Genomic DNA, 25,997 nt, shown 5'->3' on the forward strand with positions numbered 1-25,997 from the left:
GCCGTGAAGTTCCTGGTTCGTGAGCGCATGTTCGACATCGGCGACGACTACTGGGTGACCGACGAGGCGGGCCAGCGGGTCTTCCTGGTCGACGGCAAGGCGATGCGGATCCGCACCACCTTCGAACTCAAGGACGCCGAGGGCAACGAACTCCTGACCATCCGCAAGAAGCTGCTCAGCGTGCGCGACGCCATGCGGATCGAGCGCGACGGCGACACGGTGGCCACCGTGCGCAAGCGCATCATCAACCCCATCAAGGACAAGTTCGTGGTGGACCTCAAGGACGCCGACGACTGGGAGGTCAGCGGCGACTTCCTCGGCAAGGAGTACGTGATCAGCGACCCCAACGGCACGGTCGCCCACATCTCCCGCAAGTGGTTCCGGCTGCGCGACACCTACGCGGTGGACGTCAACACCTACCGCACCGACGCCGGTGGCGACCCCGCGCTCGTGCTCAGCGTGGCCGTGTGCGTGGACGCCATGACGGACGAGGACGGCGAGGCGGGCGACGACTAGAGCGCGCCGGGGCGGGGGTGGCCAACCACCGGCCCGCCGGACGATCACCGCCCATCCGCCGGAGTGCCACCGGGCATGGGTCGCTCCGAGGAGGGCAGCATTGCGCTCTGGGCGGTGATCGGCGCCGCCCCTTTCGTGGAAGGAGCCCGCAGATGGTCGGTCGCCTTGAGGCCGTGGTCCTCGACGCAGCGGACACCCACACCCTCGCCCGCTTCTACTCCGAACTGCTCGGCCTGCCCATCACCCGCGTGGACGGCGACTGGATCGAACTGGGCGGCCCCGAGGGCACCATGGTCTGCTTCCAGCACGTGCCCGACCACGTGCCGCCCCAGTGGCCCGACCCCGCCCACCCCCAGCAGGTGCACCTGGACGTGCGCGTGGACGACGTCGATGCGGCCGAGGCCCAGGTGCTGGCCCTGGGCGCCACGCGGCTCGGCGGGGGCGAAGAGGGCCAGGACTTCCGGGTCTACGCCGATCCGGCGGGCCACCCGTTCTGCCTGATCTTCGAGGCGCCCAAGGGCTAAGGAGCGATCGTGCCCTGAGGCGCCCCGCCGCGCGCCCCCGTTCCTCACCCTCGGGCGGCTCCCGTACCCACCGGGATCCGCACTCCCGCCAACTCCTCCAACTGCCGCCACACCGCCGCCATGGCCTCCGGTGCCGGATTCGCCGTCAGCGGCGGCGGGGTGGCGCGGACCGGCGGCCCCTTCACCCCGCTCTGCGGTGCGTACAGTTCCCCTCCCTTCGCCCGGGGGTCGGTGAGGGCGCGCACCGCCGGCCAGGCGGCGGCGTCCTTGCCCTGCGCCCACGGCGCGAAGGGGTGCCGGCGCACCGGTACCGTCTCGTCGCGGATCCCCGGCCGACGCGGCGTCCTGGCGTCCACGCCCACACCCGGCTGCGTCACCAGGGAGGCCACCGGCATGTCGGCCGCCCGCAGTCGGCGGTCCAGCTCGAACGCGAACATCTCCGTCACCGCCTTGGCCCGGGTGTAGGCCACGACGCCGATCCGCGACCCGCGCCGCACGTCGCTGACCCCCTTGCGCAGCAGCCCCACGAACCCCGTCGAGGTGTGCACGATCCGCACCGGCCCGCCGTGCCGCCACCCGGTCTCGGCCATCGCGGGCAGCAGCCGGCCCACCAGCTCCACGTTGGCCACGACGTGGGTGGCCAGCAGCGTCGACAGCCCCTCGGCGGTGCGGCTCGACCCCCACGCCGACATGGAGCCCCCGTTGAGCAGCAGCCCGTCGATCCGCTGCCGCGCCGCCAGCTCGGCGGCGGCGTCGGCCACCGACTCCTTCGACGCGAGGTCCAGCATCACGCGGCTCAGCGACGCCGAGGGCACCTGCCCGCGAATCGCGGCCTCGGCGGTGTCCAGCCGTGTGGCCGACCGCCCCGCCAGCACCACGTGCGCCCCGGCGGCGGCGAGCTGCTCGGCGGCGAAGTAGCCGATCCCCGCCGTCGCCCCGGTCACGACCACGGTGCGCCCGGCCTGCTCGGGCAGCCTGTCGGGATCCCACATCACAGCACTCTCCCATCAAGTGGATAACTCATCCGCTTACGCTAGCACTATACGGATAGACCATCCGCTTTTGGTAGAGTGCCGTCATGACCCCACTCCGCGCCGACGCCGCCCGCAGCCGCGAGCGCATCCTGGAGGCCGCGCGGCGGCACGACCCCCGCGACCTCCGCCTCAACGACGTCGCCCGCGAGGCGGGCGTGGGAGTCGGGACCGTCTACCGCCACTTCGCCACGGCCCACGCCCTGGTGGAGGCGCTGACCTTCGAGGCATTGGACCGGCTGGCCGAGGTCGCCCGCACGGCCGCCGCCCGCCCCGACCCCGGGCACGCCTTCGAGACGGCGCTGCGCGCCGTGCTGGACCTGCATTTGGAATCGGGCGGGCTCCAGGCCGTCCTGCTCGCCAACGAGGACATGAGCGAGGAGGTCGCCGCTCTCAAGTCCGCGATCCTCACCGAACTCGGCAGCCTGCTGGAGCGCGCCCAGGCGGCGGGCGTGGTGCGCCCGGACGTCTCGCCCGAACAGGTGCAGCGCCTCGTCTGCGGCATCGAGTACGCGGTGCGCCTGGGCACACTCCAGGACCGCGACGTCTTCGTGGACACGCTGCTGGCCGGGCTGCGGGCGCACTGACCGTCGACCCGCCCGGCCTCCCCTACGGCCTCAGCGCCGCTCGGCGCCGCTCGGCACTGCTAGCGCCCGGCCCGCTCCCGCGCCGTGCAGCCGCCCGCGTACACCCCCACCGCGCCCGCCAGCGCGCCCAGCACCAGCCAGGCCGCCACCACCCCCGGCGGCGCGGGGTCCGTCCACCCCGGCAGGGCCAGCAGCAGGTAGGCCGCCGTGCCGAACAGCGCCGCCGCGCCCGCGCGCGGCACCCCCCACAGCCGCAGCAGCCCCCACCCCGCCAGGGGTGTGGCCACCAGGCGCACGGCCATGATCCCGATGCCCACCCCGATGTTGGCGCCCACCACATCACCCCCGAACAGGGCGTCCACCGCCCAGCCGCCGCCCAGCGCGGCCAGCCCGACGGCCACCGTCGCGGCGCCGCCCACGGCGGCGCCCCGGGCGATGCCGCTCCAGTCGGGCGCGAATCGGGACGAGCGTGCGGTCGCGTCAGCCATGCCTCCATCCTGCCAGCGGCGCCCGCCGCCGAGGGGCGGCTTGCCGGGCCAGCCTCTAAGCTGGGGGAACCATGACTGATCTCGCCGTATCGCCCATCGGGGCGCACGTTCCCGTCGCCGGCGGCCTGGCCACCCGGGGCCTGGCCTACGCCGCCGAGGTCGACGCCGAGGCCGTGCAGGTCTTCGTCTCCAACCCCCGGGGATGGGCGGTCACCGCCGGTGTCCCCGCCGAGGACACCGCGCTGCGCGAGCGCGCCGACGCCGGGCTTCCGGTGTTCGTGCACTCCACCTACCTGATCAACCTCGGCGCGCCCGACGACGCCGTCGCCGAGCGCTCGCTGGCCTCCCTGGAGCACGCGCTGGTGCGCGGCGCGGCCATCGGCGCCCGGGGCGTGGTCGTGCACACCGGTTCGGCGGTGCGCGGCGGGCGCGAGGAGGGCCTGGCGCGGATGCGCGACCGGCTGGTCCCGCTGCTGGACCGCCTGGGCGAGGACGTCCCGCCGGTGCTGCTGGAGCCGATGGCGGGCCAGGGGCAGGTGCTGTGCGCGACGGTGGACGACCTCGCGGGCTACCTCGGCGCCCTGGGCTGGCACCCGCGCGCCGCCGTCTGCCTGGACACCGCGCACGTCTTCGCCGCCGGGCACGACGTGGCCACCCCGGCGGGCATGGCCGAGATGCTGGACCGCTTCGGCGAGGTCGTCGGCGCCGACCGGCTGCGGCTGATCCACGCCAACGACTCCAAGGCGCCGTGCGGCAGCAACAAGGACCGCCACGAGAACATCGGCGCGGGCCACATCGGTGCCGAGCCGTTCGGGGTGCTGTTCACCCACCCGGTGAGCGCGGGCGTGCCCGTGGTGTGCGAGACGCCGGGTCCGGCCGGGCCGCACGCCACCGACATCGCGGCGCTGAAGAAACTGCGCGGCTGACACCGGCCCCGGCCCGCCCTTTCCGTTCGGCCCGTTCGGCGTTGCCCGTTCCCCGCGCCGACGCTGGGAGCGGGGAGAGGGCCGCTTTCGGACCGAAACGCGAGCGGGCCGAACACCGGCGGACCGAAAAACAAGGACGGGCGCCTTCGCTGCGGCGAAGGCGCCCGTCCTGTTCTTCGGAGGCGGACGGCGGAGGCCGATCGCCGTCCGCCCGTCTGCGGTCGCGTACGGGCGGTCAGCCCATCCGCTGCTCGTGCTTGCCGGGCCGGGTGCCCGGAGGGCGCTCCATGCCCTGGCGCGGGTCCGGGGCGCCGCCCATCCCGCTGTCGGGCCTGCGGCGGCGGCCCCCGCCGGTCTCGGGCATCCACTGCTCGCCGACGCCCCGGGACTCGGCGCGGCCGGACGGCTCGCCGTAGCCCATCGCGCCGCGCGGGCCGGTCTCGGTGTAGTACGTCTGCTGCTGCGGACCGGTCGGCCCGGCGCCCTGGGGCATGTCGCCCTGGACCATGGGCTGGCTGTAGTCGTGCTGATCGCGCACGCCTCCGGCGGCCACGGGCTCACGCATGCCGCCCTCGGCGGCCTGCCCGCGCTCACCGCTGTGGGCGGGGTAGCCCTGCTCGCCGTAGCCGTACTCGCCGTAGCCCTGCTCGCCGCCCATCCCGGCGGCGGCGGGCTCGCCGCCCTGGCCCGCGTAGGCGGTGCGGCCGCCCTGGTCGACCATCTCGCCGGTCTGGCCGGACATGTGGCCGCCCCGGGGCGCGCCCTGGCCGTAGTGGGCGGGCGCGGTCTGGGCGTCGGAGCGGCCCGCGTCGTAGGCGTCGCGGCGGGGCTCGTCGGGCCAACCGGCGGTCATGCCGTAGACGATGAGCAGGTCAACGGCGATCACCACCAGCGACCACAGCGGGTGCGCGGAGATGAACGCCAACTGGGCCACGGCGTTGACGGCGGCCAGGACGACCGCGAACACCCGCGCCCACATCTGCCCGGAGAGCAGCGCGAGCCCGGCCAGCACCAGGACCACGCCCCAGATCCCCAGGACCAGCCCCCAGAGCAGGTAGTTGAAGACAAGCAGTTCCCCCTCGGCACCGAGGAAGAAGGCGGGCCGGAACATGCCCACAAGGCCCTGGACGATGTTGATGGCGCCGACGACGAACAGCATCGTCGCGCCGAAGACGCCCCATCCGTTCGCCCGTGATCGCTTCATTGCTGGCGCTCCTCTCGGGGTCGAGGGGCTGCCGTACCAGTGGTACCGCTCCTCATGGTGTCTTTGTGAGAACTAGGTATGGCCTCACGATGCACGACACCCAAGGCGCGAATCCACGTACGGGCGACCAGGGTCCGGTAAAGCAGGGCAAAAAAGAGATGCCCTGGTCCCCACGCCGATGGCGGGGCATCCAGGGCACGGTCGGAGGGGTGTCAGAGGGAGTCGACGTCGGCGAGGAAAGCGGCCCACTCCTCGCGGGGGAAGGCGAGCGTGGCCCTGTCCCGGTTCTGGGTGTCTCTCACCAGAGCGTCGCCGGTGTGGGCGACGCGGCACTCCACACAGTCACCCCGAACTTGCGAGTAACTACTCTTCCTCCACTGCGAATCCATGCAGAACCTCTCTTATCAGCTCACTGCTGGTACGGAAATCGTAGGCCCAGCCGGAGAGCTCGCTGAACACCGAGGTCAGCCGTCGTACCTCAGCGGCATCGGACACCAGGACCGAGCCGCCCGCATGTTCGCATTCGACACGCGGCGTGCGATCCGCGAAGGACAGCAAGCGGAACGATCCAGTGAGTCCGCCGAAGAACCCGCAGCCCAACGGAAGGACCTGGACGCGTGTTCGGCTTCCAAGGTCGAGCAAGTGCTGAAGCTGCTCCCTCATGATGGCCGGAGTCCCGACAATCGACCGCAATGCGGATTCGGAGATGACCGCCCGGAACTCGGCTCGCAACTGCCCCAGGCGTTCGCAGCGGGCTTTGGCGAGGGCTGTGACGGTATCCGGATTCTCGCCCGGTGAGCCGTGGCCGATCAGGATCTCCGCATAGCGGGGGGTTTGCAGGAGGCCGGGGAGTAGGTAGGGATGCCAGTTCCGGATCTCCGTGGCCCGCTCTTCGCTTTCTCGGACCAGGTTGAGCCACGGGGGGTCGGCTGCACGTTCCCTTGACTCCTGCCAGGCTCGGACCAACTCTCCACCTGCTTCATACAGGTGGTCGAGACGTTCGATGTTGCCGAGAGCCGTGGATCGCTGCCCGCCCTCTAGCTTGCTGAGGGTGGATTTGGAGAGATTCGACAGCGATGCCACTTGGTCCAGAGTCAGCGACTTACTCTTACGCCATTCGCGGAGTTTCTCCCCGAACTGTCGATGATGCGCGTTCATGTTTCCAAGGATCGCACACAATGTTTCTCTCCGCGTGCGAGTCTACCCAGATCGTCCACGGCGTGGTCATTCCCCTTACCCAAGCGTGTTGGCGGAGCGACCCTGGAAGCGCCAAGAAGTTTCTTGAGACGTGGAGACACCATGAGACTGCCGCCCGATCACATCATCGCCGCGCTTCCGTCCGATGTCGCAATTCGCGTGATCGACCTCAATGCGGTCAATCCGGCCTATTACGTCTGGCCTTCAATGGAGGACGGGGAATTCGGCGGCTCCTACTACGCCACCCTCGACCCCGCGAAGATGCCCGAGGGAAAGGACTGGGCGCCCACGCTCGCCAGTCCGCACCCCGGGCAGATGGAACGGCTCCTCGAATCCCCACCCGACCGGGTGGAGGTGAGCGCATGGCGGACACCGATGTCCCGGTAGACCCGGCAGAGGAGCCCCCCGATTCCGGGCAATGGACCTGCCGACTCTGCGAACGTCCCAGCCGGACCGATCCCTGCGGCTACTGCGGCAACCCCCGCCGCGAGAACAGCAGGTTCCCGCCCCTCCCCCAGGAGAGGCCCGCGCGGGTCCGGCCCTACCTGCGGCCGTAATCCATTGGACGGCCCGCCAACCCGGCCACCCGGCCGCGCGAATCGCGCCGGGTGGCCATGGCGTCCCGGCGGTTGCGGACGCAGAATGGAGGGGAAAACGGCCCGGACCACCGGGCGCCGGGCGGGGTCGTCGGTGACAATGAAGAGAACTTCGTCGGAGGGCGGTGCAGGATGGATCCGGTCAGCCTCGTCGTTGGAGCCGCCATTGCCCTCGGCGGCGTCATGATCGGCCGCCTCATCCCACGGCGCTCCCCCGCGCAGCAGCGCCCGCCCGTCGCCGTCCCCGCCGCGCCGCGCACCCCTCAACCCATCTGCGGCTGCGGCCACCACCTGGTGTTCCACGACCAGGAGTCCAAGCTGTGCCAGGCCCAGGTCGTCATCCCCGGCCGCTGGGTCGGCCAGAGCGGCGGCACCTACCGCCAGTGCATGTGCCAGGGGTACCGAGGCCCGGTCCCGGTGGACGAGTACTACGCTCCCGACATCCTGGGCGACTCCTGAACGCCGACGTGTGGGTGGTGGCCGGTGCGCCCGGGGCGGGGAAGTCCACCGCCGCCGAGGTGCTGCTGGCCGCGCTGCGCCCCGTCCCCGCGCTGCTTGACAAGGACACCCTGTTCAGCGGGTTCGTCGCCGAGGTGCTGTCGGCCCACGGCCGCCCCTACGGCGAGCGCGAGGGCGCCTGGTACGACGACCACGTGAAGGTCCACGAGTACGCGGGCATGACCGCCGCCGCGCGCGAGATCCGCTCGGCGGGGTGCCCGGTGATGCTGGTGGCGCCCTTCACCGGGCAGATCCGCGACCCCGAGCGCTGGCGCGCCTGGGCCGCCGACCTGGGCGGGCCGCCGGTGCGGCTGGTGTGGGTGCGCAGCGACGCCGACACCCTGCGGGCGCGGATCGGCGGGCGCGGGCGCTCCCGCGACTCCGGGAAGACCGACGACTTCGCCAGCTTCCTCGCCCGCGTCCGGCCCGACGAACCCCCGCCGGTCCCCCACGCCGAGATCGACAACCGGCGCGGCGCCCCGCCGCTGGCGGACCAGGTGGCGGCCCTGATCAGCGGGCGCTGCGGCGGCTAAACCCCGGTGTGGGGCGCGTATCAGCGGGTAGTCGCCTGATCATGGAGATCGGAACCGCTGAACTCATCGTCATAGCCGTGCTGATCATCGGGATCCCCACCATCTTCGTGACCGTCGCGACCCTGATGCGGCGCCAGTCCCGCCGGAGCAACCGGCGCTAGTGCTTAGCGCGCAGCCGACCGACCGCCGGATCCCGGGGCGGGGTCGGCTCGGGAACCGGCTCCGGTCTCGACTCCGGAGCCGGGGCCGGGACCGATGTCCAGTGCCCGGACCTCCTGGAGCAGGCCCCACGTGAAGTCGGCGACGTAGCGGCCGGGTTCGCCTTCGCCTGCGAGGCCGCCACCGGGACCGCCATCAAGGCCGCCGCCGGGCGCGGTGAAGACCAGTCGCCAGCGCGCGGGCGCGGTTCCCTCCAGCGGCCGGGCCGAGGGGAACGCGCGCCCCACGTCCTCGACCACGCACGACCACGGCGCAAGGTCGGCCACCCCGCGCAGCGCGGGCGGCGCCGACCCCGGCGCGCGCACCAGCCACTCCTGGAGCACGGTGCGCTCCCCCAGCGCGACCACCTCGAACCGCAGGTCGGGCCACAGCGGCAGCGGCCAGCGCAGGACGCGGCAGACCAGGTCGCCCACCGCCCGCTCGCCGTCGCTCTCGGGCGGGCCGAGGACCGAGGTGTGGCGCCGCGGCCCGGCGGGGGCGCGGGGGGAGCGGATCATGCGCTGCCAGGCGGCGTTGACCTCGCGCATCTCAGTGCGCGAGGCGCCCAGGGCGCGCCTGGCGTCCTCGACCAGGCCGGGCTGGAAGTCGGCCATCCGCCGCAGCAGCACCAACTGGAACTCGCGCACGCCGATCCCCGGCACCCCGACCGCCCTCCGCTCCCGCACCCGCCCGCGCCACCGGCGCCCACCCGCCGAGTCGTTTTCCGCAGCCTTCCGCAGCCGTGCGCGCCCGGTGCAGGGCGGAGTCGCCGACCGGTCAACGACCGGCCGGCCATCGCCCCTCGGCTACCAGCGCAGCAGCGCGGCCACGCCCTTGGCCTCGGCCAGCGCGTCGGCGGCCCCCTCGGGCAGCAGCGTGACCTCGGCGCCGGTGGCGAGCCCCATCTCGATCATCCGCTCGCCCAGGTCCAACTCCTCGGCCATGGAGGTGTAGGACTCCCCGGGCGGCAGCTCCCCTTGAGGGTAGTACCGCCCGTCGCGGCCCCGGTGCCCGGTCAGCGTGCGGGTGCCGTCCATCACCAGGTGGGCGACCCGGTTCTCGCGCAGGGCGCCCAGGGTGTCGCTGAGTCCGGTGGTGGCGTTGCCCCCCGAGCGCGCGATGTCGCACACCCGCTCGGCCAGCGACCGGCAGGCGCGGATGCGCGCCTCCTCCAGTTCGGGCCGCACCAGCTCGGCGATCTCGGGGACGGGGCGCTGCGGCGACACCCGGCGGTCCAGCAGGATGACGTCGCGGCGCGGCCGGTCGGCGCGCAGGCCCTCGCGCACCACCTCCAGCAGGCGGGCGTCACCGGTGACCACGACCTCGCGCCAGCCGCGCGCGTCGGCGATCTCGGCGATGCGCGGACGCACCGAGTTGAGGTAGCGCAGCAGGTTCTCGGTGACGCGGCGGTCGAAGCGCTCGGCGGCCCCGGCCGTGCGCGAGGGGGCGCCGCCGCCCGGCCCCCGGTTCCCGGCGGCGGCGGGGCGGGTGCCGCGCCAGTCGTCGTTGTCCAGGGCGAAGTCGAGCCGGGTGACCTCCGAGGCGGCCCCGAAGCGCAGGTCGATGACCCGCACGCCGTCGTGGGAGACCGCCACCACCCCGGCGGGCGCGCCCAGGGTGAGGGCGGCGGCCAGCGGGCGCAGGTAGGGGTGGGGCGCCAGGACGGCGCAGTCGTCCAGGGGCACCTGCACGGTGAGGGTGTGCACCTCGTCCCCGGTGACCGGGGCGAACAGCGCGCGGCCGACCCCGGGCTCGGTGGTGTGCAGCACGCTGTCGATCTCGGGGCGCAACCGGTCCAGGCGGTCCAGCACGGCCGCCTGGCGATCCTTGTCGCCGCCGTTGGCGGCGCCGCCGCGCACCTCGCCCAGGGCGTTGTCGACCGACAGGCGCCAGGCGGGCGAGGCGGTGCGGTCGCGGGGGTCGGCGGTGGCGTACACGGTGAGCACGCCGATGTCGTCGGAGATGGCGGCCAGGTCGCGCAGCGACGTCGGGTCGACGTTCACGCTCGTCCCCTCTCGTTCTGCTGAGGCGTCCTTTCCCTACAGGAGACCAGCAGGGCGTTCAACGCCCGGTCGGCGCGGGGTCAGCACCGGACCAAAACCGGCGCGGCGGCGTGAGGGGGCGGGCGGCGCGGGTCCGGCGTGACAACATCTGTGGGCCACAGGAGAATGCACCGTCGGACCAGAACGAGAAAGTGGACACCCCAACGTGACGATCAGCATCGACCGGCGGATCGCCGAGGAACTCGGCGTCCGCGAAAACCAGGTGACGGCGGCCGTCGCGCTGCTGGACGGCGGGGCGACCGTGCCCTTCGTCGCCCGCTACCGCAAGGAGGCCACCGGCGCCCTCGACGACGCCCAACTGCGCCACCTGGAGGAGCGGCTGCGCTACCTGCGGGAGCTGGAGGAGCGCCGGGCCGTGATCCTGGACTCCATCCGGTCGCAGGGCAAGCTGGAGCCCGAGCTTGAGGCGCGCATCAACGAGGCCGACTCCAAGGCCCGGCTGGAGGACATCTACCTCCCGTTCAAGCCCAAGCGCCGCACCAAGGCGCAGATCGCGCGCGAAGCCGGGCTGGAGCCGCTGGCCGACGCGCTGCTGGGCGACCCCGGGCTGGACCCCCAGGACGCCGGGGCGGCCTACGTGGACCCCGAGAAGGGCGTGGCCGACACCGCCGCCGCGCTGGAGGGCGCCCGCGCGATCCTGGTCGAGCGGTTCACCGAGGACGCCGACCTGGTGGGCGAGCTGCGCGAGCGGCTGTGGCAGCGCGGGCGGCTGGTGGCGCAGGTCCGCGAGGGCCGCGAGCAGGACGGCGCCAAGTTCGCCGACTACTTCGACTTCAGCGAGGGGCTGATGGAGCTGCCCTCGCACCGGGTGCTGGCGATGTTCCGGGGCGAGAAGGAGGAGGTGCTGACCCTCACCCTCAAGCCGGAGGACGACGAGGACGCCGCGCCCACCGCGCCCGGCCCCTACGAGCGCGCCATCGCCGCCCGCTACCGGATCGCCGACCGGGGGCGGCCGGGCGACCGCTGGCTGCTGGACACCGTGCGCTGGGCCTGGCGCACGCGGGTGTTCGTGCGGCTGGACATCGACCTGCGGATGCGGCTGTGGCAGCGCGCCGAGGACGACGGGGTGGGGGTGTTCGCGGCCAACCTGCGCGACCTGCTGCTGGCCGCGCCCGCGGGCAGCCGACCCACCCTGGGGCTGGACCCGGGGCTGCGCACGGGCGTGAAGGTGTCGGTGGTCGACGGCACCGGCAAGGTGGTGGCCACCGACACCGTGTACCCGCACGCCCCGGCGCGGCGTTGGGACGAGGCGCTGGCAACGCTGGCGCGGCTGGTGCGCGAGCACGGGGTGGAGCTGGTGGCCATCGGCAACGGCACGGCCTCGCGCGAGACCGACAGGCTCGCCGGGGAGCTGGTGAAGCTGGTGGCCCCGGCCAAGCTGACCAAGGTGATGGTGTCGGAGGCGGGGGCGTCGGTGTACTCGGCCTCGGCCTACGCCTCGCGCGAGCTGCCGGACCTGGACGTGTCGCTGCGCGGCGCGGTGTCGATCGCGCGGCGGCTCCAGGACCCGCTGGCGGAGCTGGTCAAGATCGACCCCAAGTCGATCGGGGTGGGGCAGTACCAGCACGACCTGTCGGAGGTGAAGCTGTCGCGGTCGCTGGACACGGTGGTCGAGGACTGCGTGAACGCGGTGGGCGTGGACGTCAACACGGCGTCGGTGCCGCTGCTGTCGCGGGTGTCGGGCATCAACTCCACGATCGCGCAGAACATCGTGGACCACCGCGACGCGCACGGGCCGTTCCGGGCGCGCTCGGCGCTCACCGAGGTGCCGCGGCTGGGGCCCAAGGCGTTCGAGCAGTGCGCGGGGTTCCTGCGGATCCGGGGCGGCGACGACCCGCTGGACGCCTCCAGCGTGCACCCGGAGTCCTACCCGGTGGTGCGGCGGATCCTCAACGCGACGGGCGGGCAGGTCGGCGACCTGATCGGCAACGGGTCGGCGCTGCGCGGGCTGGACCCGAACGACTTCGTGGACGAGGTGTTCGGGCTGCCGACGGTCACCGACATCCTCAAGGAGCTGGAGAAGCCGGGGCGCGACCCGCGTCCGGCGTTCACCACGGCCGCGTTCAAGGAGGGCGTGGAGACACTGGCCGACCTGCGGCGGGGCATGATCCTGGAGGGCGTGATCACCAACGTGGCGGCGTTCGGCGCGTTCGTGGACGTGGGCGTGCACCAGGACGGGCTGGTGCACGTGTCGGCGATGTCCAAGAGCTTCGTCAACGACCCGCGCGACGTCGCCAAGCCCGGCGACATCGTGCGGGTGAAGGTGATGGACGTCGACACCGACCGCAAGCGGATCTCGCTGAGCATGCGCCTGGACGACGACCCGGAGGCCGAGCGCCCGGCCAAGGGCGGCGGCGGACGCGCCGAGCGCGGTGAGGGCGGCCGGGGCGCCGGAGGAGGCGGCGGCCGCCGCCGCGGCGAGGGCGGCGGCCAGGGCGGACAGGGTGGACAAGGCGGCCGTGGCGGGCAGGGCGGCGGCAGGCAGACCGGCCGCCGCGGCGGCGCCCCGGACGCGGGCGGCAACAGCGCGATGGCCGAGGCCCTGCGCCGCGCCGGCCTGGACAAGGGTCTGCGCTGAGGACCGCCTAGGAGGGGCGGGAGCGCCGATGGGAGGGGGCCGCCTGGGCGGGGGCGGCCTCCGCCCAGGCGCCCCGGCGCCGACGCGGCGGGGCGGCGGACGCGTCGGCGCCCGTGTCGGCGTGGCGCGCCATCGTCGCGTGTCGGCCTGGCGCGCCGTCGATCGCCGCGCGCCGCCGCCGCGCCCGCCCCTCTCATCTGGACGTAGAGGGGCGTAGAGCCCTACGAACTGTGCCACGATCACGGGGTGCACTACCACGTCTACCGCTGGCGCGGCACCGCCACCGAGTACCAGCGCCGCCACACCTACGAGTCCCACATCGACCAGGCCGCGTTCGCGAGGTCGCCCGTGCCGCCGCTCAAGGCGTGCTGGTGGCTGCGCAAGCCCGCCGAGGCGGCGGCGGGCACCTACAACACCGCGCACGACGCGGCGCGGTGGCTGGCGGCCGAGTACCGCGCGGTCGCCGACACGATCGCCGTCCCCGGCCTCTGGACGGCCGACCGCCAAGAGCACGCCGCCCGCGACCTGGCCGACGGCCGCGACATCACCTGGTCCTGGTCGCTGGAGGGCGACCGACGAGCCTTCGCCTCCGCCGTGGCCTGCTCCCCCAACCGCTGGGACCCCGACGCCGCCTGCCCCCTGCGCGACCGCCCCCGCCACACCTAAGGCCGTGGACGCCGGCGCGGCCGGCCGCGCGGGAGGCCCGGCCCATGCCCGCGGATCGACGGCGCGGTCCACCGGCGGCTCAAGTCCGGCAGGCCAAACGCGGTCGGGGATGAGCACGGCCCGGTCGAGGCCCGCGAAAGCGCGCCGGATGTCGTCGGTCACTTCCTCCTGAACAGCGATCCCCCGAGGTCACCAGCGGAAGGCGACCGTCCCGCAGCGCACTGCCATTGCCTGTCCACAACGGAGAGTGGCAGACGAGCACGGGAGCGGGGGCGCGTTCGGCCGGGGTCGGGTGACCGGATCCGGACACATTCGGTCACCGGAAATAACAGCAGGTAACCATGGGGCTACGGTGGTGCCGCGAGCCGCCGACCCCGAGGAGAACCGATGGGCCGCCACGAAGGACCGCCGCAGCCGCGCCCCCAGCCGATGCCCCCACCGCCGCCGCCCAGCCCCGACGGCGGCCCGCGCCCCGGACGGCACGAGAAGTGACCGAGGAGCTGGAACAGTTCCTCTTGGCCACCGAGACCCTGGATCCCGCGTGGCGCGGCGCCTTCCGCGCCGTGCCACGCGCGGACTACCTGCCCGACGTCATCTGGCCCTTCACCCCCGAGGACGACCGGCGCCGGGTGGACCGCGCCGCCGACCCCGACGCCTGGGCGCGGTGGGCCGAGGCCGATGTGCCCATCACCGTGCAGTGGGACGACGGCGCCACCGCCGAGGCCGGTGAGGTGTACACCTCCAGCGCGTCCATGCCCAGCCTCGTCGCCGCGATGCTGCGCGACCTGGACTCCCGGCCCGGCATGCGCGTGCTGGAGATCGGCACCGGCACCGGCTGGAACGCCGCGCTGCTGTGCGAGCGCCTGGGCGCGGAGGCGGTGACCACCGTCGAGGTCGACGCGTCGCTGGCCGAGCGCGCCCGCGCGCGGTTGCGCGCCGCCGGGTACCGGCCCGTGGTGGTCGCCGGGGACGGCCTGGCCGGGTGTCCCGACCGCGCGCCCTACGACCGCGTCATCGCCACGGTGGGGGTGCGCGCGGTGCCCGTGGCGTGGATCGACCAGACCCGGCCGGGCGGGGTGATCCTGGCGCCCTGGGGCACCCACTTCAGCACGCACGACGCCCTCGCGCGGCTGGTGGTGGCCGCCGACGGCAGCGCGTCGGGGCAGTTCACCGGACCCGCGCAGTTCATGAAGGCGCGCTCCCAGCGCCGGGCGTGGCCCGACCACGAGGAGTACGTCCGCACCGGCGACTCCACGGCCATGCGCACCGACCTGGACGTGGCCGACCTCTTCGATCCCGGCTACGGCGGGACCGGCATGCTGCTGGGCCTGCTCGTGCCCGACGCCGTCCACAACGCCCGCGACGGCAAGGTGTGGCTGTACGGGCTCACCGACCACTCCTGGGCCGCGGCCGTCACCGAGGACGGCACCACCTCGGCGTACCAGGGCGGCCCGCGCCGACTGTGGGAGGAGGTGGAGGCGGCGTACCGGTGGTGGCTGGCCCAGGGAAGCCCGGGAGTGGACCGGTTCGGCCTGACCGTGCACCCCGACGGCACCCACGAGGTGTGGCTGGACACCCCCGACCACCCGGTGTCCCAGCCGGTCGGGGCATCCCGGTAGCGGGGGCCGCTGCCCCGCGCTGCTCCAGCAGGCCGAGAGCACGCCGCTGCGCGATGCGGAGCCGTCGCGCGGCGGGTCCGACCTGCTGGGCGCGCTGTGCCGCTGGGGCCGCTGAGGCGGCCCGGAGTGCGGCGCACCGCGCACGCCGGGGGGAGGGCGCCGGGCGGGGCCGCCGTCCACGGCGCCGCCCGGCGCCCTCCCCCCGGCGGGGCGCGCCCGTCCGGCGGGTCATCCGGCGGTGCGGGCGGCGGGCTTGGCGCGGCGGTGGGTGCGCAGCCCCACCCAGCTCGCCACCAGCAGCACCGCGCCCGCCAGCAGCAGCACCGCCGCCGCGCCGATCGCGCCGTCGGTGAGGTCCCACACCAGCTCGGGCAGGCCCACGGTGATCCCCAGGACGCCGAACACCAGCAGCACGGCGCTGCGCTCCCACCGGTAGAAGACCAGGCAGGCCGCCGCCACGGCCAGGGTGGCGGCGTATCCCCAGGCGGTGTAGCCGTCCCAGGCCAGCACGATCTGGGAGCCCACCAGGGCCAGCGCGGGCGCCAGCCCCAGGCCCAGGCGCCGCTCGACGAGCGCGCCGGCGGCGGCCAGGGCGGCCCAGGCCAGCCCGAGCCCGATCCAGGCACCGCCCAGCAGCAGGCTGAAGTGGCGGGTCTGGGGCCACCAGGTGTCGATCAGCGCCGGCACCAGCCCGGCGGCCATCCCCCACACCGCCACCTGCCCCACCGCCGAGGGCAGCGCCGCGTAGCCGGCCGCCGCCACCACCAGGCCGACCAGCACCGGCGCCCAGGTGAGGTCGCCGTCGTACTCCAGGGACTCCCCCACCGCGAAGGCGGCGAGCACCGAGGCCAACGCCAGCAGCACCCCGCCTATGCGGCGCCGCACCGTGGGGACCGTGCCCCGGCGGCCCCGCAGGTGCTGGGGGCCGCCCGCCATCACCAGGGCGCCGGCGACCGCGACCACGGCGAGCGCGGCGAGCAGGGCCACCCGCACCGGGCGGCTCAGCTCGCTCCAGGAGGCGCCCACCAGCGCGCAGGCGCCGGCCAGCACCAGGCCGCCGCCGATGTAGCCCACGACCTCCGTCCAGCGCGCGCCGGCGCGCCGGGGCTCGTGGGCGGCCAGCGCCGCCCGCACCTGGTCGGCCTGCCAGCCCGACAGCACACCGCGCTCCACGAGGCCGCGCAAAGCCTCGTCGTGCGCACCCTCGGTTCCGCTCATGTCCGTCCGCCTCCTCGTCGCCTCCGGGGTGACCGGTCGCCGACCGGTGTACCCATCCCATCGTGGCGGCGCGGTCGGGGGCGTGAGTACGGGCACTCAACTTGCGGCGCGCGCCCGGGGCCGAAACCGGCGGAGGCGCCCCCGCGCCCCCCGGCGGGCGGGGTGCGGGGGCGCCTCGAAGCCTGCGGGCGCACGCGCGGCCGGCGGACGGACACCGGCGCGCGTGCGCCCCTGGGGGGAGGGCGCGGGGGCGCGGGTGCGGCTAGGAGCCGTACTCGGCGCGGATGCGGTCGGCGTAGTGGGAGAACTCGCAGGCGTGCAGGAAAGCCGAGCGCATGGTGCCCGGGTTGGCCTTGCCGGTGCCCGCGATGTCGAAGGCGGTGCCGTGGTCCACCGAGGTGCGCAGGATCGGCAGCCCCACGGTGACCGAGATCGTGCCGTCGAAGTCGAAGGTCTTGGCGGCGATGTGCCCCTGGTCGTGGTATTGGGAGAGCACGCCGTCGTAGCGGTCCTGGAGCAGTTGGTGGAACACCGAGTCGGCGGGCACCGGCCCGGACACGTCGGCACCGGTGGCGCGCACCCGCTCCACCGCCGGGGCCAGGTGGTCGATCTCCTCGCGGCCGAACGCGCCGTTCTCGCCGCCGTGGGGGTTGATGGCGGCCACGGCCAGGCGCGGGTTGTCGTGGCCGAACACCCGCAGCGCCGTCAGCGCCTCCTCGATGCTCTTGACCTGGTGCTCGACGCTGACCTGGTCCAGCGCCGTGCGCAGCGACACGTGCCGGGTGGCGAAGAAGATCTTCTTGCCGCGCACCACGAACATGGTGTTCTGCCGGGTGACCCCGGTGAGCGCGCCCAGCATCTCGGTGTGGCCCAGGTGCTCGCTGCCCGCCGCCCAGATGGCCTCCTTGTTGATGGGGCCGGTGACGATCCCGGCGACGCCGCCCTCCATCGCCGCGCCGGTGGCCACCTCGATCGCGCGCACGGCGGCCTCGCCGGCCCGCTTGTCGACCACGCCCCAGGGCAGCTCGGTCTCGCCCAGCACGCCGATGTCGAAGCAGTCGATCACGCCGTCCTGCTCGGCGGGCAGGTCCCACGAGTCCAGCGCGCGCACCTCCACGTCGATGCCGCACACGGCGGCGGCGCGGCGCAGCACGGCCGGGTCGGCCACCACGACGGCGCGGGCCGACGCGGAGGCGCCGACCTCGGTGAGGGTGCGCACGGTGATCTCGGGGCCGATCCCCACGGGGTCGCCCACGGTGACCGCGAGGGCGGGGCGCCCGGGGGCGGTCTGCGTTCGTTCGGACATCTCGGGTTCCTCCCAGTTGGCCGGCCCGGCCGCGCGGGCGCGCGGCCGGGCGCCGTCGTTTTCCTGCCGGTGCTGCTCAGCCGGCGCGGCGGTGCGCCGGAGCCGGTCGGGCGCCCTGGCCCGGCCCGGCGGGGGGTGGGGACGCGGGCGCGGGGCGCGCCGGGGGCGGGGGGTGCTCGGCGACCTCGGCGGCGACCGTGCGCATGCGCGCCTGGACCGCGCGGCGCAGCCGGTTGAAGCACTCCACCAGGGTGCTGTCGTCGCCCACGAGCCCGCCCTTGGTGACCACCGGCACGCCGTCGAGCGGGCCGCCGCTGAGGCGGCCGTGCACGGCGAGCGGCACGACCTCGCCGCCCACCTCGAAGGCGCGCACGCCCAGCGCCTCCAGCACGGCCGAGGTGACCTCGCCGCCGCTGGTGTAGAGGCCGCTGGGGACGGCGGTGCCCGCGGCGCGGGCCACCACGTCGGCCACCAGCGCCGCCAGCAGTCCGGGCAGCGCGAGCTTGGCGGCCTCGGGCAGGTCCACCACGTCGCGGGCCGAGCCGGCGGTGCGCACCACGACCGGTTCGGGGAACTCCGCCTCCTCCAGGTGGGCCAGAACCTCCCCGGCCACCTCGGCACGGTAGGCGGGCTCGGCCGAGGCCAGGCGGGCGGCGTCGACGTCGACGAACCGGACCGGGCCGGTGCGCGCCAGCGCGTCCAACTGGCGGCGGGTCAGCTCGGTGGCGCTTCCCACCACCGCCAGCAGCGGGCCCGCCGCCGCCGCCCGGCCGCGCAGCCGCAGCGCGTCGGCCAGCAGCGCCCCGGTGGGTCCGGGGTCCACCGCCACCCACACGGTGTCCTGCTCGCGGGCGACCTCGGCGGCGGCCTGGGCGATGTCGGCCAGGTGCTGCTCGGTGAGCGCGTCGCACAGCACGACGGGCTCCTCGCCGGCCGCCAGCGCGGTGGCCAGGGTGCCCTGGGTGACCGTGCGCAGCGGCACGTGGCGCACGGCCAGGCCGGTCTGCTCGGCGACGATGTCGGCGACCACGCTGGTGCGCATGGGGTTGAGCGGGTCCAGGGCCAGCTCGCTGCGCTCCAGCGGCAGCCCGTCGAGCAACTGCACGCCGTCGACGGTGACCCGGCCCGAGGCGGGGAAGGCCGGGGCGAACAGGGCGCGCACCCGCGCGCGGGGGTCGACCCGGTCGCGGACCGCCCGCCAGGCCGCCTCCAGTTCGGCGCCGATGTTGCCGCGCAGGGTGGTGTCGGTGCGCTTGACCACCAGGCCCACGGGCCACACCGCCGCCACCGCCTCGGCCACCAGGTGCGCCGCCCGGGCGGGCGGCACGTGCCGGCTGTCGAGGTTGGTCACGACCACGTCGTAGTCGCGGGCCGCGCGCGCCGCCTGGTCGGGGGCGACGGTGGCCACCCGCATCCCGGCGCGCGCGAAGCGGGCGCCGGTGGCGTTGGCGCCGGTGAGGTCGTCGGCGACGACGAGCACGTGGGCCACGGTGTCCTCCTATCCCAGAATCAGCGCGGCGATGCCGAGCAGCGGCAGGCTGGCCGCCCACAGCACGGTCGACATGCCCGACCACATCTTCACGGCGGCGCCCCCGGTCAGCCCGGTGAAGCGGGTGACCACCCAGAAGTAGGAGTCGCTGACGTAGGAGAAGACGAACGACCCGGCGCAGGCGGAGAGCACCGCCACCGTGGGGTCGATGCCGGCCGACTGCACGACGGGGGCGCTGAGGGTGGCGGCGGTGATCATGGCGACCGTGCCCGAGCCCTGGGCCAGGCGCACGAAGGTGGCGATGATGAACGGCATCAGGAACATCGGCACGGGCCAGCCGGCCACGGCCTCGCCCAGCGCGTCGCCCACGCCGGACTGGCGCAGGACCTCGCCGAAGGCGCCGCCGGCGCCGGTGATGAAGACGATCATGCCGGCCGAGGCCGCGGCGGCGGTCAGCCAGCCGATGACGGTCTTGCGGGGGGTGCCGCGGCGGGGCAGCACGTAGACGCCGACCGCCAGGCCGATGAGCAGCGCGATGGCGGGGTTGCCGATGAAGGTGAAGACCTCGGCCAGGGCGGTGCCCTCGGCCACGGCCGTGCTGACGGTGTTGCCGATGATCAGCAGCAGCGGCAGCAGCAGCGGGATCGCGGCCACCAGCGGGTTGACGCGGGGGCGCTCGGGGGCGGTGGGCTCGGCGTCCGTCCCGGCGGACCCGGCGGAGCCGGTGCCGGACTCCCCGGCCGATCCGGAAGTGCCGGCGGCGGCCATCTCGGGCACGAGGTCGGGGTCGAGCTGCTTCTCCAGGCGCGGACCCATGATGCGGGCGTAGGCCACCACGACGGGGATGAGCACGATGGACATCAGGCCGCCGGCCAGGATCACGGTGCCCAGGTCGGCGCCGAGCAGGCCCACGGCGGCGAGGGGGCCGGGGGTGGGCGGCACCAGGTGGTGGGTGATGGACAGCCCGCCGGCCAGCGCCAGCGACAGGGTGACCAGGGGCTTGCCGTAGCGCCGGGCCAGGGAGCGGGCCAGCGGGTGCAGGATGACGAATCCGGAGTCGCAGAACACCGGGACGGACACGACCGCGCCGGTGGCGGTCATGGCGACGTCCTCGCGGCCCTTGCCGGCCATGTTCAGGAACATTCGCGCCAGCGCGTCGGCGCCGCCGCTCTCCTCCAGCACCTTGCCGATCATCACGCCCAGGGCGATGACGATGCCGATCCCGGCCAGGGTGTTGCCGAAGCCGGTGGTGATGTGCTCGATCAGCTCGGTGACCGGCACGCCGGCGATCACACCGGTGACCAGCGCGCCGGCCAGCAGGCCGACGAACGCGTCCAACCGCGTCCAGACGATGATCGCGACGACCGCGGCGACGCCGATGATCAGCGCCGCGAGAAGGTGTAGTTCCATGTCCGCCCCTTTCGTGGGGTCAATCCGTTGCCGCAGGCGTGTTGGGGCCGCCTGCCGTCTCCACGACGCGGAGTTCGCACGCGGGGTCGGCGTCGAGGAGCCGGGTGTCCTCCGCGCTGATGCCGTCGTCGGTGAGGAGGACGTAGTGGCCGGGCAGGACCGCCCAGTAGGCGTACTCCTCGGCACGCACCTTGCTGGAGTCGGCCACCACCACGACCGTGCGCGCGCTGCGCATCTGGAGTTCCTTCATCGCCGCCAGTTCGGGGCTGGGGCAGTTGACGCCGCGGCCGGGGACGATCCCGTCGGCCCCGATGAAGGCGATGTCGGCGGTGATGCGGTCGAGCACGCCGCGGGCGTAGTCGCCCACGATGGAGCCGCGCCGGCGCCGCACCCGGCCGCCGATGACGATCAGCTCGATCCCCTCGGCGTCGTGGAGCGCGGTCATGGGCCCCAGCCCGCTGGTGACCACGGTCGGTCCCGACCGCTGGGCCAGCCGCTCGGCGATGAACGTGGTCGTGCTGCCCGCGTCGAGCAGCACCACGTGGTCGTCCTGGACCAGGTCGGCGGCGCAGGCGGCGATGCGCCGCTTGGCCGGGGCGTGGCGCAGGCTCTTCTGGGTCCACGACAGCTCCCCGCCCGCGGGTGCGGGCACGGCCCCGCCGTGGGTGCGCACGACCTTGCCGGCCTGCTCCAGTTCGGCGAGGCCCCGCCGGACGGTGGAGGGGCTGATGCCGAGTGCCCGGGCGAGGTCCTCGACCCGCTGGACGCCGTCGGTGACGGCGTCGAGCAGCTCTTGATGGCGCACCCTGACTCCTACGTGCTCATTTCGCGCAAGTTAACTCCCAGATAATGACCCATGTGCTCACGTTGCGCAACAGATGACCGGAAAATTGACTAAAACGCGCAGCGGGGTCGGGAGTGTGCACCGCGTCACCAACGCGCCGGAAACCGGTACGGCGCCGGGCCTGCCGTTTCGGGAGAGGGGTGCGCCGAGGCGGCGGAGGCAGCCGGGCGCGCACGCCGACGGCCCCCGGAGAGCGTGGAAACCACCCCAACCGGGGGCCGGCCGCGCGCGGATCAACGGTCCGCGCGCCACCTGAACGCGCGGGTCCACCGCCGACCGGGCGACCGCCCGGCCGCGGGCGGTCAGGCCGCCAGGTGGCGGCGGACGCGGCGGGCGATTCCGGCGGCGTCCAGGCCGGCCTCGGCCAGCAGGCGGTCGCGGGAGGCGTGCGCCAGGAAGCGCGGCGGCAGCGCCTGGGTGAGCACCCGGGGCGGGCGCGGGCGGTTCGCCAGCGCCTGGGCCAGCCGGCCGCCCAGCGCGCCGGTGGTGCAGGTGTCCTCGACCGCGACCACCAGGTCGCGGCCCTCGGCCAGCGCGCACAGCCCCGCCGGCAGCGGCGCGCACCAGCGCGGATCGACCACGTCGGTGGGCACGCCGCCGGCGGCGAGGTCGGCCGCCGCCTCCAGGCAGGGCTGGGCCATCGGCCCCACCGCCACCAGCAGTACCCGGGCGCTCGGGTCCTCGCGCAAGACGTCGCAGCCGCCCGCCCGGCGCACCGTCGGGATGTCGGGGCCCGCCGCCGCCTTGGGGTAGCGCAGCGCGGTGGGGCCGTCGGCGGTGCCGACCGCCTCGCGCAGGAGTTCGCGCAGCCGGGCGCAGTCGCGCGGGGCGGCCAGCGCCAGCCCCGGCACCACCGGCAGCAGCGAGGCGTCCCACATGCCGTGGTGGCTGGCGCCGTCGGGGCCGGTGATCCCGGCGCGGTCGAGCACGAAGGTCACCGGCAGCCGGTGCAGCGCGACGTCGGTCAGCACCTGGTCCACGGCCCGGCCCAAAAACGCGGCGTAGACGGCCACCACCGGGTGCAGCCCGCCCAGCGCCAGCCCGGCGGCCGAGGTGACCGCGTGCTGCTCGGCGATCCCGACGTCGTAGACCCGGTCGGGGAAGCGCTCGGCGAACGGCCCCAGGCCGGCGGGCAGCCGCATGGCGCCGGTCACGCACACCAGGTCGGGGCGCTCGGCGCCCAGCGCGGTGACCTCCTCGCCGAAGACCGAGGTCCAGGTGGGGCCGCCGGGGCGCACCGGGCGCCCGGTGCCGGGGTCGATCACGCCCACGGCGTGCATGTGGTCGCTGTCGTCGGCCTCGGCCGGGGCGTACCCCCGGCCCTTGCGGGTCAGGCAGTGCACCACCACCGGGCGGCCCAGCGCGTCGGCGGCGCGCAGGGCGTCCTCGACGGCGGCGGTGTCGTGGCCGTCGACCGGGCCGAGGTAGGCCAGCCCGAGGCCCTCGAAGACCGTGGTAGCGCCCGACCCGCCGCGCAGCGCGGCCAGGTGGCGGGCGATTCCGCCGACCGTGGGCGAGTAGGAGCGGCCGTTGTCGTTGAGCACCACCACGACCGGCCGGTGCGGCGCCGCGCCCAGGTTGTTCAGCGCCTCCCAGCTCATGCCGCCGGTCAGCGCGCCGTCGCCGACCACGGCCACCACGCGCCGCCCGGCCGGCCCGCGCAGCGCGGCGGCCTTGGCCAGGCCGTCGGCGTAGGACAGCGCGGTGGAGGCGTGGGAGTTCTCGATGAGGTCGTGGCGCGACTCCGCCCGCGAGGGGTAGCCGGAGAGGCCGCCCTCCTGGCGCAGCGTGGCGAACGCCTCGGCGCGCCCGGTGAGGATCTTGTGGACGTAGGTCTGGTGGCCGGTGTCGAAGACCAGGGCGTCGCGCGCGGAGTCGAACACCCGGTGCAGCGCGATGGTCAGCTCGACCGCGCCCAGGTTGGGGCCCAGGTGCCCGCCGGTGCGCGCGACCGTCTCGACCAGGAACCGGCGGATCTGGTCGGCGAGGTCGGGCAGCGCCTCGGCGGGCAGCCGGCGCAGGTCCTCGGGGCCGGTGATGGCCGCCAGGGCGGCGGTGTGCGCGCCAGTGGCGGAGGTGGCGGGGCTCATGGCCGCCTCACCGCCGAGGGCAGGGTGAACCGCACGGTCTCGCGGGTGGTCTCGCGTTCGCGCACGGCCACGCGGCCCAGCCCGCCCAGCGCGGTGATCACGGCCTCGACCAGGCCGGGCGGTGCCGAGGCGCCGGCGGTCAGGCCGACCGTGGCGGCGCCGGCCAGCCAGTCGGCGCGGATGTCGCCGGTGTCGTCCACCAGGTGGGCCGGGGTGCCGCCGCGCCGGGCGAGTTCGACCAGGCGCTGGGAGTTGGAGGAGTTGTGCGAGCCCACCACCAGCACGAGGTCGGCGTCCTCGGCGATCGAGCGCAAGGCGTCCTGGCGGTTGGTGGTGGCGTAGCAGATATCGGCGGAGGCGGGACCGCGCAGGTCGGGGAAGCGGGCGCGCAGCGCATCGACCACCTCGGCGGTCTCGTCCACGGCCAGCGTGGTCTGGGTCAGGTAGGACACCCGGCGGGGGTCGGGGACCTCCAGGGCGGCGGCGTCGGCGGGGGTCTCGACCAGGACGGTGCGCTCGGGCGCCTCGCCGAGGGTGCCCTCGACCTCCTCGTGCCCGGCGTGGCCGATCAGCACCACGGTGTCGCCGCGGTCGGCGTAGCGGCGGGCCTCGGTGTGGACCTTGGTGACCAGCGGGCAGGTGGCGTCGACCACCCGAAGGTCGCGGTCGGCGGCCTCGGCGCGCACGGCCGGCGAGACGCCGTGGGCGGAGAACACCACGGTGGCGCCCTCGGGCACGGCCGAGAGTTCGTCCACGAACACCGCGCCCCGGGACTCCAGGTCGGCGACCACGTGGGTGTTGTGCACGATCTGCTTGCGCACGTAGACCGGGCTGCCGCGCTGGGCCAGCGCCCGCTCCACGATCTCCACGGCGCGCTCGACCCCGGCGCAGAAGGAGCGCGGTGCGGCGAGCAGGACAGTGCGGGTGGGGCCGGCCGCCGCCCGCCAGGCTGCGAAGGCGGCGCGCGCGGCGTCGGCGGGGTCGGGCCCGCCGGCGGCCAGGGGGCCGGGCACCAGGCCGATGCCGGCGGGCGGGGCGGTGCAGGTGAGCACGGCCGCGGCGGCGCCGTCGGGCGCGGCGGCGGGTGCGGCGCCGGGCGGGCCGAGGGCGCCGGGCGCGGCCACCGGCAGCGGGCCGCGCACCACGGCCGCGCCGCGCCGGCGCAGCTCGCCGGCCACCAGGTCGGCGGCCGGGCACGGGATCTCGGCGGGGGCGGCGCCGTCGGTCCGCACGAGGCGGTCGGCGACGAGCACGGCGCCGGCGGGCACGTGCCCGGGGTCGCCCGCCGCCAGCACATGTACGGTGCCGTTCGGGGATGTGTCGGTCATGGGCGGTATGCCTCCTCGGCTGGGCCGGTGGCCCGGTGGTCAGTGGTCGCGTCGGGTGGCCAGCCGCGCCAGCAGGGCGAGTTCGGCGGCGGCCCGGCGGTCGGGGGCCGCCGAGCGCAGGCGGGCCAGCGCGGTCTCCAGCAGCGCGGCGGTCTCGCGCTCGCTCCAGGCCCGCCCGCCGGCCAGGTCCACGAGTTCGGCGGCGCGGACGAGTTCGGCGCCGTCCAGCGGGCGGTCGGCGGCCAGCAGTTCGGCGAGTTCGGCGGCATGGGGGGTGCCGCCGGACAGCGCGGCGACCACCGGCAGCGACTTCTTGCGGTTGCGCAGGTCGGAGTGGACGGGTTTGCCGGTGACAGCGGGGTCGCCCCAGATGCCGAGGAGGTCGTCGGCGATCTGGAAGGCGAGCCCCAGCAGCTCACCGAAGCGGCGGAGGTCGGCGCGCTGCTCGGCGCCGCCCCCGCCGAAGACGGCGCCCAGTTCGCAGGCGCTGCCCAGCAGGGCGCCGGTCTTGGCCTCGGCCATGGCGCGGCACTCGGTCAGCACGACGTCGCCGCGCCGCTCGAAGGCCATGTCGCGGCTCTGGCCGTCGATGAGGCGCTGCACAGTGGCGGTGAGGCCGCGCACGGTGTCGTCGGCGGCGGGGTGGCCGCTGGCGGCGAGCACGTCGAAGGCCAGCGCCAGCAGGGAGTCGCCGGCCAGGATGGCCCCGCCCACCCCGAACACGCTCCAGGCGGTGGGGCGGTGGCGGCGGGTGGTGTCGCCGTCCATCACGTCGTCGTGCAGCAGGGAGAAGTTGTGCACCAGCTCCACCGCCACGGCCGCCGGGACGGCCGCCTCCCAGGTGCCGCCGACCGCGTCGGCGGCGAGCAGGGCCAGCGCGGGGCGGAACAGCTTGCCGCCCCCACCGCCCGCCGGATTGCCGTCCTGGTCGCGCCAGCCGAAGTGGTACTCGGCGATCGCGCGCGGCGCGGGGGGCAGCGTCTCCACGGCCGCCCGCACAGCCGGCCCCGCGATGTCGCGGGCGCGGGCCAGGACCTCCGCCGCCGGACGTGCTCCCGTGGTGTCCTCGACTGTCGCCATGCGGCGCC

The 25,997-nt window shown here is 74.9% G+C and carries 25 protein-coding genes; 10 read left to right on the top strand and 15 right to left on the bottom strand.

Annotated features, from left to right (window positions below):
• Window positions 1–3 precede the first annotated feature (3 nt).
• Window positions 4–516, top strand: coding sequence for an LURP-one-related/scramblase family protein (locus LG943_RS19120; protein ID WP_270073689.1), 513 nt, complete (start codon window positions 4–6; stop codon window positions 514–516).
• Between the two features lie 152 nt (window positions 517–668).
• The gene (locus tag LG943_RS19125) at window positions 669–1,040 is read left to right on the top strand and encodes a VOC family protein (RefSeq protein ID WP_270073690.1); all 372 of its coding nucleotides are present in this window, start codon (window positions 669–671) and stop codon (window positions 1,038–1,040) included.
• Between the two features lie 44 nt (window positions 1,041–1,084).
• Here LG943_RS19125 and LG943_RS19130 read toward each other — a convergent pair whose 3' ends face one another.
• Window positions 1,085–2,032: an SDR family NAD(P)-dependent oxidoreductase gene (locus LG943_RS19130; RefSeq protein WP_270073691.1), complete on the bottom strand. Its 948-nt coding sequence runs from the start codon at window positions 2,030–2,032 to the stop codon at window positions 1,085–1,087.
• An 86-nt stretch (window positions 2,033–2,118) separates the two neighbouring features.
• Here LG943_RS19130 and LG943_RS19135 point away from each other — a divergent pair, with 86 nt between their 5' ends.
• On the top strand, window positions 2,119–2,658 hold the full coding sequence (locus tag LG943_RS19135) for a TetR/AcrR family transcriptional regulator (RefSeq protein ID WP_270073692.1): 540 nt from the start codon (window positions 2,119–2,121) through the stop codon (window positions 2,656–2,658).
• Window positions 2,659–2,717: 59 nt separating this feature from the next.
• Here LG943_RS19135 and LG943_RS19140 read toward each other — a convergent pair whose 3' ends face one another.
• Entirely contained in the window at window positions 2,718–3,146 is a 429-nt protein-coding gene (locus LG943_RS19140) for a hypothetical protein (RefSeq protein ID WP_270073693.1), read from the bottom strand.
• Window positions 3,147–3,217: 71 nt separating this feature from the next.
• Between LG943_RS19140 and LG943_RS19145 the strand changes: the two genes are divergently transcribed.
• Window positions 3,218–4,072, top strand: coding sequence for a deoxyribonuclease IV (locus tag LG943_RS19145; RefSeq protein WP_270073694.1), 855 nt, complete (start codon window positions 3,218–3,220; stop codon window positions 4,070–4,072).
• Between the two features lie 235 nt (window positions 4,073–4,307).
• Here LG943_RS19145 and LG943_RS27685 read toward each other — a convergent pair whose 3' ends face one another.
• The 3 genes from LG943_RS27685 to LG943_RS19160 all read right to left on the bottom strand — a co-directional run bounded on the left by LG943_RS27685 (window position 4,308) and on the right by LG943_RS19160 (window position 6,434).
• The gene (locus LG943_RS27685; protein WP_333486395.1) at window positions 4,308–5,276 is read right to left on the bottom strand and encodes a DUF7144 family membrane protein; all 969 of its coding nucleotides are present in this window, start codon (window positions 5,274–5,276) and stop codon (window positions 4,308–4,310) included.
• Window positions 5,277–5,488: 212 nt separating this feature from the next.
• Window positions 5,489–5,665 carry a DUF397 domain-containing protein gene (locus LG943_RS19155; protein WP_270073695.1) on the bottom strand — a complete coding sequence of 59 codons (177 nt, stop codon included), beginning with the start codon at window positions 5,663–5,665 and terminating at the stop codon, window positions 5,489–5,491.
• Complete coding sequence (locus tag LG943_RS19160; protein WP_270073696.1) at window positions 5,640–6,434, bottom strand: helix-turn-helix domain-containing protein; 795 nt, start codon at window positions 6,432–6,434, stop codon at window positions 5,640–5,642. Before LG943_RS19160 ends, LG943_RS19155 begins: the two co-directional genes overlap by 26 nt.
• 141 nt (window positions 6,435–6,575) lie before the next feature.
• Here LG943_RS19160 and LG943_RS19165 point away from each other — a divergent pair, with 141 nt between their 5' ends.
• From LG943_RS19165 to LG943_RS19175, 3 genes are all read left to right on the top strand, one after another.
• Window positions 6,576–6,860, top strand: a complete 285-nt coding sequence (locus tag LG943_RS19165) for a hypothetical protein (protein ID WP_270073697.1) — start codon at window positions 6,576–6,578, stop codon at window positions 6,858–6,860.
• A gap of 341 nt (window positions 6,861–7,201) precedes the next feature.
• Window positions 7,202–7,528, top strand: coding sequence for a hypothetical protein (locus tag LG943_RS19170; RefSeq protein WP_270073698.1), 327 nt, complete (start codon window positions 7,202–7,204; stop codon window positions 7,526–7,528).
• Between the two features lie 17 nt (window positions 7,529–7,545).
• On the top strand, window positions 7,546–8,100 hold the full coding sequence (locus LG943_RS19175) for an AAA family ATPase (protein ID WP_333486396.1): 555 nt from the start codon (window positions 7,546–7,548) through the stop codon (window positions 8,098–8,100).
• A 164-nt stretch (window positions 8,101–8,264) separates the two neighbouring features.
• Here the strand turns inward: LG943_RS19175 and LG943_RS19180 are convergent, their stop codons facing one another.
• A complete protein-coding gene (locus LG943_RS19180; RefSeq protein ID WP_270073699.1) occupies window positions 8,265–8,960 on the bottom strand; it encodes a hypothetical protein in 696 nt (231 codons plus the stop codon).
• A gap of 144 nt (window positions 8,961–9,104) precedes the next feature.
• On the bottom strand, window positions 9,105–10,301 hold the full coding sequence (locus LG943_RS19185) for a VLRF1 family aeRF1-type release factor (RefSeq protein WP_270073700.1): 1,197 nt from the start codon (window positions 10,299–10,301) through the stop codon (window positions 9,105–9,107).
• Window positions 10,302–10,506: 205 nt separating this feature from the next.
• On the opposite strand from LG943_RS19185, the gene LG943_RS19190 reads away from it, so the two are divergent.
• The 3 genes from LG943_RS19190 to LG943_RS19200 all read left to right on the top strand — a co-directional run bounded on the left by LG943_RS19190 (window position 10,507) and on the right by LG943_RS19200 (window position 15,224).
• Entirely contained in the window at window positions 10,507–12,939 is a 2,433-nt protein-coding gene (locus LG943_RS19190; RefSeq protein WP_270073701.1) for a Tex family protein, read from the top strand.
• Window positions 12,940–13,185: 246 nt separating this feature from the next.
• Entirely contained in the window at window positions 13,186–13,605 is a 420-nt protein-coding gene (locus tag LG943_RS19195) for a hypothetical protein (RefSeq protein ID WP_270073702.1), read from the top strand.
• 488 nt (window positions 13,606–14,093) lie between these two features.
• Window positions 14,094–15,224 (top strand): methyltransferase domain-containing protein, encoded by a 1,131-nt coding sequence (locus LG943_RS19200; RefSeq protein ID WP_270073703.1) that lies wholly within the window; start codon window positions 14,094–14,096, stop codon window positions 15,222–15,224.
• A 228-nt stretch (window positions 15,225–15,452) separates the two neighbouring features.
• Here the strand turns inward: LG943_RS19200 and LG943_RS19205 are convergent, their stop codons facing one another.
• From LG943_RS19205 to LG943_RS19240, 8 genes are all read right to left on the bottom strand, one after another.
• Entirely contained in the window at window positions 15,453–16,442 is a 990-nt protein-coding gene (locus tag LG943_RS19205) for a DUF2157 domain-containing protein (protein ID WP_270073704.1), read from the bottom strand.
• A 262-nt stretch (window positions 16,443–16,704) separates the two neighbouring features.
• A complete protein-coding gene (gene pdxA / locus LG943_RS19210; RefSeq protein ID WP_270073705.1) occupies window positions 16,705–17,748 on the bottom strand; it encodes a 4-hydroxythreonine-4-phosphate dehydrogenase PdxA in 1,044 nt (347 codons plus the stop codon).
• A gap of 76 nt (window positions 17,749–17,824) precedes the next feature.
• Window positions 17,825–19,237: a four-carbon acid sugar kinase family protein gene (locus LG943_RS19215; protein WP_270073706.1), complete on the bottom strand. Its 1,413-nt coding sequence runs from the start codon at window positions 19,235–19,237 to the stop codon at window positions 17,825–17,827.
• 9 nt (window positions 19,238–19,246) lie between these two features.
• A complete protein-coding gene (locus tag LG943_RS19220) occupies window positions 19,247–20,647 on the bottom strand; it encodes a GntP family permease (protein WP_270073707.1) in 1,401 nt (466 codons plus the stop codon).
• Window positions 20,648–20,666: 19 nt separating this feature from the next.
• Entirely contained in the window at window positions 20,667–21,452 is a 786-nt protein-coding gene (locus tag LG943_RS19225) for a DeoR/GlpR family DNA-binding transcription regulator (protein WP_270073708.1), read from the bottom strand.
• Window positions 21,453–21,793: 341 nt separating this feature from the next.
• The gene (locus tag LG943_RS19230) at window positions 21,794–23,581 is read right to left on the bottom strand and encodes a 1-deoxy-D-xylulose-5-phosphate synthase (RefSeq protein WP_270073709.1); all 1,788 of its coding nucleotides are present in this window, start codon (window positions 23,579–23,581) and stop codon (window positions 21,794–21,796) included.
• Window positions 23,578–24,909 carry a 4-hydroxy-3-methylbut-2-enyl diphosphate reductase gene (gene ispH, locus LG943_RS19235; protein WP_270073710.1) on the bottom strand — a complete coding sequence of 444 codons (1,332 nt, stop codon included), beginning with the start codon at window positions 24,907–24,909 and terminating at the stop codon, window positions 23,578–23,580. The genes LG943_RS19230 and ispH overlap by 4 nt, the downstream gene beginning before the upstream one ends.
• A 39-nt stretch (window positions 24,910–24,948) precedes the next feature.
• Window positions 24,949–25,989, bottom strand: a complete 1,041-nt coding sequence (locus tag LG943_RS19240; RefSeq protein WP_270073711.1) for a family 2 encapsulin nanocompartment cargo protein polyprenyl transferase — start codon at window positions 25,987–25,989, stop codon at window positions 24,949–24,951.
• Window positions 25,990–25,997 lie beyond the last annotated feature (8 nt).

Source organism: Streptomonospora mangrovi (assembly GCF_027604915.1).
Classification (GTDB): domain Bacteria; phylum Actinomycetota; class Actinomycetes; order Streptosporangiales; family Streptosporangiaceae; genus Streptomonospora; species Streptomonospora mangrovi.